At 67.6% G+C, this 12,959-nt stretch carries 12 protein-coding genes; 5 read left to right on the forward strand and 7 right to left on the reverse strand.

Annotated elements, in window-relative coordinates:
- Positions 1–56 precede the first annotated feature (56 nt).
- From ACYVKL_RS02265 to ACYVKL_RS02275, 3 genes are all read left to right on the forward strand, one after another.
- Entirely contained in the window at positions 57–905 is an 849-nt protein-coding gene (locus ACYVKL_RS02265; protein WP_379170634.1) for a ParA family protein, read from the forward strand.
- A gap of 149 nt (positions 906–1,054) precedes the next feature.
- Positions 1,055–2,044: an NAD-dependent epimerase/dehydratase family protein gene (locus ACYVKL_RS02270; protein ID WP_379170636.1), complete on the forward strand. Its 990-nt coding sequence runs from the start codon at positions 1,055–1,057 to the stop codon at positions 2,042–2,044.
- A 129-nt stretch (positions 2,045–2,173) separates the two neighbouring features.
- Positions 2,174–3,625 carry an HNH endonuclease signature motif containing protein gene (locus ACYVKL_RS02275; protein ID WP_379170638.1) on the forward strand — a complete coding sequence of 484 codons (1,452 nt, stop codon included), beginning with the start codon at positions 2,174–2,176 and terminating at the stop codon, positions 3,623–3,625.
- 397 nt (positions 3,626–4,022) lie between these two features.
- Here ACYVKL_RS02275 and ACYVKL_RS02280 read toward each other — a convergent pair whose 3' ends face one another.
- Entirely contained in the window at positions 4,023–4,988 is a 966-nt protein-coding gene (locus ACYVKL_RS02280; RefSeq protein WP_379173446.1) for an NAD(P)/FAD-dependent oxidoreductase, read from the reverse strand.
- Between the two features lie 82 nt (positions 4,989–5,070).
- Between ACYVKL_RS02280 and ACYVKL_RS02285 the strand changes: the two genes are divergently transcribed.
- On the forward strand, positions 5,071–5,655 hold the full coding sequence (locus tag ACYVKL_RS02285; protein ID WP_379173448.1) for a helix-turn-helix domain-containing protein: 585 nt from the start codon (positions 5,071–5,073) through the stop codon (positions 5,653–5,655).
- Between the two features lie 3 nt (positions 5,656–5,658).
- Here ACYVKL_RS02285 and ACYVKL_RS02290 read toward each other — a convergent pair whose 3' ends face one another.
- The 6 genes from ACYVKL_RS02290 to ACYVKL_RS02315 form a co-directional block, all read right to left on the reverse strand.
- Positions 5,659–6,294: a TetR/AcrR family transcriptional regulator gene (locus ACYVKL_RS02290; RefSeq protein ID WP_379173450.1), complete on the reverse strand. Its 636-nt coding sequence runs from the start codon at positions 6,292–6,294 to the stop codon at positions 5,659–5,661.
- Positions 6,295–6,373: 79 nt separating this feature from the next.
- The gene (locus tag ACYVKL_RS02295; RefSeq protein ID WP_379173452.1) at positions 6,374–7,876 is read right to left on the reverse strand and encodes a flavin-containing monooxygenase; all 1,503 of its coding nucleotides are present in this window, start codon (positions 7,874–7,876) and stop codon (positions 6,374–6,376) included.
- A complete protein-coding gene (locus ACYVKL_RS02300; protein ID WP_379173455.1) occupies positions 7,873–8,730 on the reverse strand; it encodes an SDR family NAD(P)-dependent oxidoreductase in 858 nt (285 codons plus the stop codon). The genes ACYVKL_RS02295 and ACYVKL_RS02300 overlap by 4 nt, the downstream gene beginning before the upstream one ends.
- On the reverse strand, positions 8,714–9,622 hold the full coding sequence (locus tag ACYVKL_RS02305) for an alpha/beta fold hydrolase (RefSeq protein WP_379173457.1): 909 nt from the start codon (positions 9,620–9,622) through the stop codon (positions 8,714–8,716). Before ACYVKL_RS02305 ends, ACYVKL_RS02300 begins: the two co-directional genes overlap by 17 nt.
- A gap of 41 nt (positions 9,623–9,663) precedes the next feature.
- Positions 9,664–11,094 carry a cytochrome P450 gene (locus ACYVKL_RS02310; protein ID WP_379173460.1) on the reverse strand — a complete coding sequence of 477 codons (1,431 nt, stop codon included), beginning with the start codon at positions 11,092–11,094 and terminating at the stop codon, positions 9,664–9,666.
- Between the two features lie 114 nt (positions 11,095–11,208).
- Complete coding sequence (locus ACYVKL_RS02315) at positions 11,209–11,841, reverse strand: TetR/AcrR family transcriptional regulator (RefSeq protein WP_379173626.1); 633 nt, start codon at positions 11,839–11,841, stop codon at positions 11,209–11,211.
- 164 nt (positions 11,842–12,005) lie between these two features.
- Between ACYVKL_RS02315 and ACYVKL_RS02320 the strand changes: the two genes are divergently transcribed.
- Positions 12,006–12,950 (forward strand): oxygenase MpaB family protein, encoded by a 945-nt coding sequence (locus ACYVKL_RS02320; RefSeq protein ID WP_379173462.1) that lies wholly within the window; start codon positions 12,006–12,008, stop codon positions 12,948–12,950.
- Positions 12,951–12,959: the final 9 nt, after the last annotated feature.

Below are 12,959 nucleotides of genomic sequence, written 5' to 3' on the forward strand. Positions count from 1 at the left end.
AAAGCACTCCGGAGCGGGTCCGCCAGTTCCGCCACGTGACAGGATAGTCTGGCGAAATGTCGGCAAACAATGCTGTTCGGGAGGCCGGGGCGGCCACAGGCGAAGCCCAGGTGATTGCCTTGTGCAATCAGAAGGGCGGCGTCGGAAAGACCACCTCGACAGTCAATCTGGGTGCCGCGCTTGCCGAGTGCGGGCTGCGGGTGCTGCTGGTGGATCTCGACCCGCAGGGCGCGCTGTCCGCCGCCCTGGGCGTCGCACACCACAATCTGGAACTCACCATCTACGACCTACTGAGCCGCAACGCCCCACCCATCGACGACGTGCTGATCAAGACCACCGTCCCCAACCTGCATCTGCTACCCAGCAATATCGATCTCTCCGCGGCGGAGATCCAGCTGGTCAACGAGGTCGGCCGCGAACACTCGCTGGCGCGGGTACTCGACCCCATCCGCAACCGCTACGACTTCATCCTCATCGACTGCCAGCCGTCGCTCAGCCTGCTCACCGTCAACGCGCTCGCCTGCGCGGACGGCGTCATCATTCCCATGGAATGCGAATACTTCTCACTACGCGGACTGGCCCTGCTCAACGACACCATGGAGAAGGTCCGCGAGCGCCTCAACCCGCGCCTCGAACTATCCGGCATCGTGGTCACCATGTTCGACCCGCGCCTGCTGCACTCCCGCCAGGTCCGCGACCGAGTCGCCGAAACCTTCGGCGAACAGCTCTACGACACCATGATCTCGAGAACCGTCCGCTTCCCCGACTCCACCATCGCCGGCGAGCCCCTCACCAGCTGGGCCCCGAAATCCCGTGGCGCCGAACAGTACCGAGAGCTGGCGCGGGAATTCCTGAAGCGCTCCGGCCGCGACGAAGCCCAGTCCTCACTGTCGTTGATGCAGTAAGCGGCGACCTTGTCGATAGTCGTTGCCGTGTAACCGCTTTCGATGACGCCTTTATGGCATAAAGTGCCATTGATGGCATACCATGCCAGAAACAGTTCGGTCACCGACACCGTGACCGAGCGCATCGAAGCGACCGGGGGGAAGAAAGCATGAAGATTGGCGTTACCGGAGCCGCCGGCTTCGTCGGCACGAACCTGATCGACGCGTTGGTCGCCGAAGGACACGACGTGGTCGCCATCGACCGTGTCCGCAACCCGCGCATGCAATCCGATCAGGTCGGTTGGGTCGAAGGGGATGTGCTGAGCCCCGACTCGATGCGCCGCGCACTCGACGGAGTCGACCAGGTGTACCACCTGGTCGCGATGATCACGCTGCGGATGGAGGACCCGCTGGCGTGGCGGGTGAACACCGAGGGTGTGCGCCACGTCGCCGAAGCCGCACTGGCCGTCGGCGCACGCCGGTTCGTACATGTCAGCTCGGTGCACTCCTTCGACCAGGAGATCTGCGGGCCGGTTCTGGACGAGACCTCACCCCGGTCCGAGCGCCCGGAAATCCCGGTGTACGACCGATCCAAATGGGCAGGCGAACAGGAACTGCGCAAGGTCATCGACAAAGGCCTGGACGCGACGATCTGCAACCCGACCGGCATCTGGGGCCCGGTCGAGTACGCGACCGGAAAGTGGTCGCGGCTCAACGGAATTGCGCGCGACGCCGCACGCGGCCTGGTACCCGCATTCATCTCCGACGCCGCCTTCGACATCGTCGACGTTCGCGATGTCGTGGCAGGAGCCATGCTCGCCGCCGAAAAGGGCTGCACCGGAGAGAACTACCTACTCGGCGGCGACTACCGACCACTCATCCAATGGGTCCGGCTCAACGCCCGCGTCGCCGGCCGCCGCGGACCCCGGATCGGCTTCCCACTGTCGATACTGAGCGGCATCATGCCGGTAGCCGAACCGATCTGCGCCGCACTCGGCTCGGACGTCCTCTCCCAAGCCATGCTCAATGCGCTATCAGCCGCACCGCGAGTGGACTACTCGAAGGCCAAACACGAACTCGGCTACGAGCCACACACTTTGGAACAGTCCGTCCGCGACTTCGTGTCCTTCCTCGTCCAGTCCGGCCAACTGGACCGGTAGGTTTGGCACCGCCGGTACCACAGCAGGTAGCCTCGGCGACACACGCGTTGATCTTGAAGATTCCCAAATGCGTTGCAATACTGGACATTTCGGGTTCCCAGGGTGATCGCATGGGCGTAGAATTAGCACATGGATTCGAATGGGGTGACACTCGACGACTGCGGTATCGCTGAACTGGCGGCCGCGGTCTCGACCCTTTCGAACTCCGTTCAGAAGGCGACGATGGCCCAGTTCTCCGATGAAGACATCGTGGCGTTGATGCAGCAGCTCGAAGCCTGCAAGCGGCAATTGGCTGCGCTGGATACGCGGCTGATCATCGAAGCCGGGGAGCGTTCGCTGCACGCGCGTTCCGGGGCCGGGAAGATGGTGCCGTTCCTGCGGCACACCCTCGGACTTTCGCGGTACGACGCGGCCCTGCGGGTGAAGGTGACCCATCACTGCGGAGAGTTCTTCGAACCCAGCGGACACCTGCGTCCGGCGACTTTGCCGGTGATGGCGGAAGCCTTTGCCGCCGGGGAGATTTCGCGGGATCACGTGCGCAACATCATGGACGTGATGGACCATCTGCCCGCCGACGTCCCCACCGAAGCACGCGTGGAGGCCGAACAGATTCTCGTCTCGTACTCGCGTGAGGGCTGGCCGGATGATCTGCCGAAGATCGGGCGCGACATTCTGGCGCGGCTGGATCCGGACGGGAAGGTTGTCTCCGACGCCGACCGTCGGCGTCGGCGCGGGATCACCCTGTGCCGCCCCGGTGTGGATGGGATGTCGCGGATCGAAGGGTGGATCACCCCCGAACTGCGTGCCTGTCTGGATGCTGTGTTCGCCAAGCTCGCCCGGCCCGGCATGTGCAACGTCGATGATGCGGAAAGCCCCACCGCCAGTGGTGGGTTCATCGCCGACAGCGTTCTCGACGCTGCCGCGCGGCGTGACCGTCGCGATGCCGGGCAGCGCACCCACGACGCGCTGATGGCTCTCGTGCAGCCGGGCGTGAACATGCGCGCACTGGGGATGCACCGGGGTCTGCCGGTCGAGGTCGTGCTCACCATGAGCCTGTCCGACCTGGAGAACGGGACCGGGGTGGCCACCACCAACACCGGCACTCAGATCTCGATCAACGAGGCGCTGAAGATGGCCGAAGGGACCCACCCGGTGATCGTGGTCCTCGACGGTGACGGGATGCCGCTCTACCTGCAGCGGTCCCGCCGCACCGCGAACCGCGCCCAGCGCCTCGCACTCATCGCCCGCGACAAGGGCTGCACCCGCCCGGGTTGCGAACAACCCGCCTCGATGTGCGCCGCCCACCACGTCGCCGATTGGGCCAAGGGCGGACCGACAGACATCAACAACCTGACTCTTGCGTGCGATCACTGCCACGCGTTGATCAATGACGGGCCCGATGGGTGGAAAACCGTTGTGATGGGCAAGGACTCACCGTATCGGGGTCGAACGGGGTGGATTGCTCCGAAGAGTGTTGACCCGACCGGAACTCCTCGGGTGAACGATCGCCATCATGTCGGGCAGTCGATCGCCGCTGCCATCGATTCCAGTTGCCGAAAGTGGCGCTCACGGGCTGCGTGAAACCAGTGCTGCTCGTGTGCTGCTGGCGTGCGCAAAACTACATAGAGTGTGGTCGCCTCGCCTGCCTACCGGACCTGGGCTGACGCCAAGTTGGGAGCCGTGACCCGCCGATCCCGGCCCACGGACTGCACGGATCACCTTCTCGAGACACAAGCCCAAAGACTCAAAGCCTCAAAGGCTCGGGACGACCCCAACCCTTCCCTCCCAGCACACCTCACAGTGCGTGTACCTCGACAACTTCAGAGTGCTTGTACCCCACACCGGGCCGATCCACGGCCGAGCCGTAATGAGGCTGGTAGGTGAGTGAGCCTCCCCACCCAGCCAGCCCCTCTCCCTTCTCCAGGCGTCTTTTATCTTTTAGTCCTCTTTATCTTTTGGTCCTTTCTTGATCCCGGCGCTACACCCGAGCGTGAACTCGATGCGCCTCGACAGCGTGCCGCGTGTCCTCGGTTACCAGGTCAGCGTTGATATGAGCGCCCGCCATCGCGCCAGCAGCCGCAGAGTTGCCGACTTGGGCGGAGAGATCGGTGACGTTGCCTGCCGCCCAGACGCCAGGAATGGTGGTTCGGCCGGTGGGGTCGGTGGGGATATGCTCGCCTGCCCCCATGGGGTGAGGGGTAGGCGTGAGGCCGAGAGGGGTGAGGAAGGGAGCTCGCGCGACCATTCGGGTGGGGGCGACCAGGATTTCACGGGGAACCACGGTGCCGGTGGCGAGGCGGACGCCGGTGATGCGGTCGTCGGCGATTTCGACGGAGGCGATTTCGCCTTCGACGATCCGGATTCCTCTGGCTGCCAGTTGTTCTGATTCCTCGGGGGTGGGAGGGGTATTGGTGTGGGCGAAGTAGGTGATGTCGTCGCTCCACTGACGGAAGAGGAGTGCCAAGTGGATTGCCATGGGACCCAGGCCCAGGACGCCGATGGGACGGTCTCGGGATTCCCAGCCGTGGCAGTAGGGGCAGTGGATGACGTCGTGGCCCCAGCGGTCGCGGAGGCCGGGGATGTCGGGGAGTTCGTCGACCAGGCCCGAGGTCACCAGCAGGCGGCGGGCTCGGGTGGTGCGGGAGTCGGCGAGGGTGATGATGAAATCGTCGCCGTCCCTGGTGATTTCGGTTACCTCGCCGGGGACGATGTGGCCGCCGAAGGAGCGGACCTCGTCGCGGCCGCGGGACAGTAGTTCGGCGGGTGGGACGCCCTCGCGGGCGAACAGGCCGTGGACGCGGTCGGCGGGGGCGTTGCGTGGGGCGCCCGCGTCGATGACGGCCACGGTGCGGCGGGCGCGGGCGAGCATGAGGGCCCCGTTCAGGCCGGCGGGGCCGCCGCCTACCACCACCACGTCGTAGTTGCTGTTCAGCTGATCGGTCATGGATGACCACCTCCTGACTACGACGATGCGGAGGATGACGGCGCATCGGCAACCTTCTTTGCCGATGTGGCAAACTGGGGTGATGACCGAGGATATCGACAGAGCCCTGGAAGGGGTGGGGCTGCGGCTGCGTGAACTGCGCAAACAGCGGGAGACGACGCTCGCGGAGCTGTCGGCGGAGACCGGGATCTCGGTGAGCACCCTGTCCCGGCTGGAGTCGGGAGCCCGGCGGCCCACCCTGGAGCAGCTGCTGCCGCTGGCACGCGCCCACGGGGTGAGCCTCGACGATCTGGTGAACGCGCCGGTCACCGGAGATCCGCGCGTGCACATGCGGCCGATCACGCGGGGCGGCATGCAGATGCTGCCGTTGACGCGGCGGGCGGGCGGGATTCAGGCGTTCAAGATCGTGCTCGGGCCGAAATCCGGTCGCACCGAGCCCAATCCGCAGACGCACGAGGGCTACGAATGGCTGTACGTGCTCAACGGGCGACTACGGATGATCCTCGGCTCGCACGACCTCATCCTGGGACCGGGCGAGGCCGCCGAATTCGATACGCGTGAACCGCACTGGTTCGGCGCGGCCGATGACGAACCGGTCGAGTTCCTGAGCCTGTTCGGCAAACAGGGTGAGCGAGCGCACTTCCGCGCCCGGCCGAAGAAGGACTGACGGCTACGCCGAGTAGCGCGGGCCGATCAGGGCCAGCGCGGTTTCGACTGCCACGTCGATGATTTCGATGATGTCGCGCCCGTCCTCCACGGTGGAGGCGATCAATTCACGGAACCCGCCGTAGAGGATCGTCGCCATCTGATGGGTCGGCGGATGCAGGCCCGCGGCCTGGAATTCGGTTGTGGCGGTCAAAGTCTGGATAAGGGTGATGAACGCGTCGGCGGCCTCGCGTTGCAGCTGCCGGGCCCGCTCCCCCAGCGCCGGAATATCGCGGATCCAGGCCAGGGTGATGCAGGTGTCCTCCCGCGACGCCCCGATCCACGCCTCGATGGCCTGATGAATCTGGGTGTCCCAGGGCGCGGCCGCGTCCACGGCCGCGTAGATCTGGTCGATGGTCTCGTTGTTGCGTTCGGCGAGCATCGCCACGAAGCAGTCCTGCTTGTCGGCGAAATGCTCGTAGAAGGTCCGCCGCGACGTTTTGGCCAGGCGCACGATGTCGGCGACCGTGGTGTCGCGGTAGCCGCGCTCACGGACCGCGTCGGCCATGGCGTCGAGCAGACGCCGCCGGAAGCCGGAGTCGGCGGCGGTGTCGGCCCGCGCAGCGGGGTCGGCACTGCTGGCAGGGTCGGCGCGGGTCACGAGCATCAGCGTAGTTTCCCGGATCTCGGTGAGCACCGCGACGGGGTCGGTGTGTCCGCCGCGGCGTGTCTCGCCATGGTCAGGCCGTGACCTGTTCGGGTCCGCGCTCGGCCGTGGGCGCGGTGGCCGCGCGCACCGTGCGCCGACTGAAACGGATGGTGCCGTCCTCGATTCGCCCGTGCCGCAAGGTGATGACGTCCTGGGCGTAGTTCATGCCCAGCCGCCACGGCGCCCGCGACCCGGCCCTGGGGAAACGATCCATCGACCGCAGCACGTAGCCCGCCTGGAAATCGAGCAGCGGCTTGGAGGTCACCGCGGGGTCCGGCCACGGCGTGGCCTGGCTGTACCCGTGCTCGTCCAGGTGCCGAAGCAGCCGGCAGACGAACTCGGAGACCAGGTCGGCCTTCAGCGTCCACGACGCGTTGGTGTAGCCGATGGTGAACGCGAAGTTCGGCACGCCGCTCAGCATCATGCCCTTGTAGGCCATGGTGTCGGGCGGCTGGATCTCGCGGCCGTCGACCGTGAGCGCGATGCCGCCGAGCGCCAGCAGATCCAGCCCGGTCGCCGTCACCACGATGTCGGCGTCCAGTTCGGTCCCCGATTCCAGCCGCAGCCCGTCCGCGGTGAAGCGTTCGATGCGGTCGGTGGCCACCGACGCGCGCCCGGCGCTGATGGCGCGGAACAGGTCCCCGTCGGGCACCAGGCACAGCCGCTGATCCCACGGGTTGTAGGCCGGATTGAAATGCGTGTCGACGTCGTAGCCCGCGGGCAGCTGCTTGACGGTCAGATCCCGGAAGAACTTGCGCATCATCGCCGGCCGCCGCTGACTGAGCTGATAGATGACGGTGCTGATCGCCACGTTCTTCCATCGGGTGACGGCATACGCCCGCCGCGCCCCCAGCCACTGACGCAGCTTGGTGGCGACGGTGTCCACGCTCGGCGCGGACATGATGTAGGTGGGCGAGCGCTGCAGCATGGTGACGTGCCCGGCGGTCTCGGCCATCGCGGGTACCAGCGTCACCGCGGTCGCCCCGCTGCCGATCACCACGACACGCTTTCCGGCGTAATCGAGTTCGGCCGGCCAATGCTGCGGGTGCACGATCTGCCCGCGGAAGTCGTCCATTCCGGCGAACTCCGGGACGTAGCCCTCGTCGTACCGGTAGTAGCCGCTGCACAGGTAGAGGAAGTCGCAGGTGATGGTGGCGGGCACCCCGGCGTGCTCGAACCCGACGGTCCAGCGCGCCTCCTCCGACGACCAGGACGCCCCGGTCACCTTGTGCCCGTACCGGATTCGCTGGTCGATGCCCGCGTCGGCGGCGGTCTCGCGAATGTAGGAGAGGATGGCGGGCCCGTCCGCGATGGCCTCGGCCGCCACCCACGGCCGGAACCGGTACCCGAGGGTGTGCATGTCGGAGTCCGACCGCACCCCGGGATAGCGGAACAGATCCCAGGTCCCGCCCATCGCCTCGCGGGCCTCGAGGATCGCGTAACTGCGGCCGGGGAATGCGTCCTGCAGGTGATGGGCCGCCCCGATGCCCGACAGTCCGGCCCCGACGATCAGCACGTCCACGTGTTCGGTCATTGTCCCGCTCCCTTCGCGGCCCGCCCGCGCGCCAGGCCCATCACGACCGACAGCACGTCGTAGTAGTGCGTCGGGGTCACCCGCGTCAGGGTGTCGAACAGGTAGGCGTCGGGTCCGACCAGGATCCGCGCCTTGCCGCGTTCGACACCGCGGCAGATGATTTCGGCCGCCCGCTCGGGCGTGGTCATGGTCATGGCCTCGAATTCGGCGGCCATCTGCTCGTGGGTGCGGCCCCGGCCTTCAGGGTCCTTGCGCACCCGCCCGTTGCGGGCGATATTGGTGCGAATACCGCCGGGATGCACGGTCACCGCCGACACCCCGGTCCCCCGGAGTTCCTGTCGCAGTGCGTCGGTGAACCCGCGCACCGCGAATTTCGCGGCACAGTAGGCACTTTGATACGGTATGCCCGCCAGTCCGAACACGCTGGACGTGTTGACGATCGCGCCGCTGCCCTGCTCGACGAGGATCGGCAGGAACGCCCGCGTCCCGTTCACCACCCCGTCGAAGTTGATGCGGCGCAACCATTCGTCATCGTCGGGCACGCTGTCGAGCACCGACGAGGACACCGCCACCCCGGCATTGTTGAACACCGCGGCCAGCGGCGCGTTCAGCCACTCCCGGACCTCACCGGCGAAGGCCAGCTGGTCGGCGGCGTCGCTGACATCCAGCACCCGGGTCAGCACCGGACCGTCGAGCCCGGCGGCGGTCTGCTTCAACCCGTCGGCGTCGATATCGGCGATGGCCACCGGCGATCCACGGCGCGACAGCAATTCGGCCAGTCCGCGCCCGATGCCGGAGGCCGCGCCGGTGATCATGACGGGCCGGCCCGACAGGGGCCTAGAGGTTCGGGGCATCGGAACTCCTGGATTCTGCGGTGCGGATGTGACTGTCGATGAGGTCGGCGAAGGTGGGCCACAGCGCGACGGGCAGATCGTGGCCCATGCCCGGCAGCGTGTGCAGGCGCGCGCCCGGGATGGCGGCGGCGGTCACCGCGCCGCCGGTCGGGTTCACCATGCGATCGCGGTCGCCATGCAGCACCAGCGTCGGCGCGGTGATGGTCCGCACCTCCCGGGTCCGGTCGCCCGACTTGAGGACTCCGGCGAGCTGACGGCCGACACCGGCCGCCGGATGCGGGTCACGGTCCCAGGTCAGGCCCGCGGTCGCGCGGATCCGCGCCTCGTCGATGGGGTAGCCGGCAGATCCGATGTGCCGGTACATGTTCACCGCATCCTCGACATGCTGGTCGCGGGTGCGGGCGGGCTTGCGGAACATGCGCGCCCAGGTGGACAGTGCCGGCCGGCCCACGCGCGCCGCCCCGGTGGTGGAGAAGATCGACGTCAGCGACGACACCCGCGCCGGATACCGGGCCGCGACGGTCTGGGCGATCATCCCACCCATCGACATCCCGACCAGATGCGCGGAGCGCCAGCCGAGGACGTCGAGCAGCCCGGCGGTGTCGGCCGCCAGGTCGCCGAGATCGTATTGCCTTGGGTCCCAGCGCTTGCGGGCCAGGGCGAGCCCGCCCGGCGGCCGGAACCTGGCGTGCGTGGAGGTCCCGACGTCACGATTGTCGAACCGCACCACCTCGTGCCCGCGCACCACCAGCTGGGCGACCAGCCCGTCGTGCCATTCGTGCTTCTGCTGCCCGAGCCCGGCGATCAGCAGCACCGGCACGCCCGCGCCTTGACGCTCGTAGGTGAGGGTGATCCCGCGTCCGACCTCGGCGACGCGCTCTGCTTCGCTCAACTGTCGCTCATTACCCTCGGCTGCGCCTGTTCCTCGCTCGCTCACGCCGTCACCTGTTCGCCACGCACATCCCGGGATTCACCGGATACCGCCGGAGATTCACCGGATGCGGCACCGTCTGCCCCGGATTCGGCACCGGCTGTATCGGATTCGGCGGCGATCAGTGGCGGTCGTGGTGGCCTGCGGTAGACGACCGCGCGGCCCTTCTTCGCGGGCGCCAGGGCGACGCCGCGGAAGTGGGTGCGCTCGTCGGGCGCGTCGGTGGGTGCGAGGGTGAAGTCGCGCAACAGCACCCGCAGCACCACGTTCATCTCCATGGTGGCGAACGCCGCCCCGATGCAGCGGCGCGCGCCGCCGCCGAACGGAATCCAGTTGAACGTCCCCGGGCGCGCGTCGAGGAACCGGTCCGGGTCGAAATCGCGTGGGTTGGTGAACAATTCCGGGTTGTCGTGCATGAGCCGGATGCTGACCAGGACGTGCTGGCCGCGCGGCAGCGTCCAGCGGCCCAGCTGGAAATCGTCCACCCGCACCTTGCGGGCGGTGGCGTCGATGACCGGGCGCACCCGCTGGACCTCCAGCAGCGTCGCCTCGCGCAGCGCGGAGCCGCCCGCGTCGGTCTCCTCGACCAGGCGGGTCAGCAGGTGCGGGTGCCGCCGCAGCCGTTCGACGGTCCAGGCCAGCGAGGTGGCGGTGGTCTCGTGGCCCGCGGTGAGCAGGGTGAGCAGCTCGTCGGCGATCTCGCTCTGTGTCATGGCCGAGCCGTCGTCGTAGCGGGCCTGCAGCAGCATGGCCAGCACGTCGTCACGGTCGGACAGGTGCGGGTCGGCGGCCGCGCGGCGGATGAGCCGGCCCACGATCTCGTCGTAGCTCGCGCGGTGGGTCGCGAACCGCGCCCACGGCCCGAAGCGCCCGAACAATCCTTGCGGTACCGGCAGCGCCGCCAGCGCGGAGGCGATCAGCACCAGTTTCGGGATCAGCTCGCGCAATTGCTCGAATTCCGCTCCCTCCGCACCGAATACGGCGCGCAGGATCACATTGAGCGTGATGCGCATCATCGAATCCATGGTCGCGAACTCGCGGCCCGACGGCCAGGTGGCCATCTCGCGGACGGCCTCCTCCTCGATCAGCGATTCGTAGACCGCGAGCCGACGCCCGTGGAAGGGCGGCGTGAGCAGCTTGCGTTCCTTGCGATGCTCCTCACCGCGCCGCGCGAACAGCGAACCGGGGCCCAGGAATTGGCCGAGGTTGATGTCGAGGTTGTCGACCAGATCGGTGTGGGTGGTGAACAGCGCCTTCACCTCGGCGGGGTCGGACAGCACGACGGTGGGCCCGAAGCGCGGCATCGACACCACGAACGCCGACCCGTAGCGCTGATGCAGCCGCCGCCAGGCGCGGGTGCGTCCGGCCAGGATCTCGATGCCCTGCACGAAGCCCGGCGTCGTCGGTCCGTCGGGCAGTGTCACTGTGGTCATGCGCCATCTCCCAGCGTGGTACCTCTGCGTACCAGCGCGACGGTACGCTCGTGTACCGGGCTGTGGCAAGGGTCACTTTTGCGGCGTCGGAGGTGGTGCGGCCGGGCCGCGGGCCTAGCGGCCGGGGCCGACGAGCAGCGCGACGATCGCCTGGACGAAACCCTCGATGCGTTCACGGGGGTAGACATCCGGTTCACTGACCGCCATGCGGCCCAGCATCTCGGCGATGGTCAGCAGCGAATTGGTGAGCAGGCCGGAATCGATTCCGGCCCAGCGCGAATCGCTGATCAGACCCACCCGGACCAGCGCCTCGGCCTGATCGAAGATGCCCGCACGGGAGCTGCGAATGGCCTCACGATACTCGTCGGGGGCATTGCCCGGCCCGGACAACAGCAGTCGCCACCGGGTCGGATTGTCCAGGGCCACATCGACGAACGCCCGGACCGCGGCGGAGGCCGCGACCACGGGATCCGCGCCGAGCAGGTCGGTGGGCAGGGTGTCGGCGACCTGTTCCAGCGCCCGTTCGCGTTCGCGTTCGAGCAGCGCGGCGACCAGCTCGGCGCGGGTCTTGAAGACCGTGTACAGCACCGGCTTTCCCACACCCGCCTCGGCGGCGACGGCCTCCATGTTGAGCTCGTGGAGTTCGGACCGTTCCAGGACCGCGAAGGCGGCGTCGAGCAGCTGCGCGCGGCGCTCCTCAGGAGGCAGGCGGGGCGCATAGCGGCGACGCGGCCGGTCCGCCATCATCGGTTCGCTCACTGCCGCTGCACCTTCATCGGCCCCATTCTGTCATTCCGGATCGCGAGGTCACCCGCCTGTCCCGACTAAAGCTACGCCCCCGTTGTATTCATTCCCGGCAATTGCTACGGTTGCGTTGTATTGCATGGGATCGAACCCGTAGAGGAGCCCCAGTGACCTTCGATCCGACCACCCTCCGCCGTGCGGACTACGGCTTCTTCGGCCCGGATTCGCCGAGCTGGAAGGTGTGGACCTCGCCCACCGCCGTCATCGGTTTCCAGCGCGCGGTCACCCTCGAGCACTTCGACCCGTTCCTGACCGCGGCCGTCGCCGACACCGGCAAGATCTACTCCGAACCGCGCAACCGCCTCGACGCCACCTTCGCCTACTTCCTGATCGTGGCCATCGGCGACTCCCGCACCGCGATCCAGGCCTCCGAGCATCTGATGACGGTGCACGCCAAGAACACCGGCATCGAGCCGATCAGCGGCCAGCGCTACAGCGCCAACTCCCCCGAGACCCAACTGTGGATCCACATCACCGGCTGGCAGTCGGTCCTCAAGGCCTACGAGATGTTCGGGCCCGGACTGACACCCGAGGAGGAGGCGCAGTACTGGCGGGAGTGCCGCATCGCGGCCGAACTGCAGACCTGCAAGCCCGAGGATGTCCCGATCACCCGCGAGGGCGTGCGCCAGTACTACGCGGATGTCCGTGCGCGCCTGTGCACTTCGGAGGCCGCCCAGGACGGTATGCGGCAGCTGCTGTTCACCTCACCCGGCAACGGCGCGGGCTGGACCTACGCGATCGGCGCGCGACTGCTGTCGTTCGCCTCCATCGCGACCCTGCCCAAATGGCAGCGCAAGCTCGGCCAGTTCGACCGGCCCGGCATCGTCGACCTCCTGGTCCGCCCCGCCGGCCGGATCCTGGTGTGGCTGTTCACTCTCTTCGACAAGAAGGGCCTGATCATGGCCGCGCCGATCATCGCGCCGATGGCCGGGCAGATCCTCGAACAGCACATCAAGGGCGAGCTCCCGGCCCGCCCCGAGACGGTGACACCGGCCCAGGCCCGCGAGCGCTACGGCTCTCGCGGGCACCGAACCACCCCCGCCGCAAGCTGATTCGACGCC

Source organism: Nocardia tengchongensis (genome assembly GCF_054781395.1).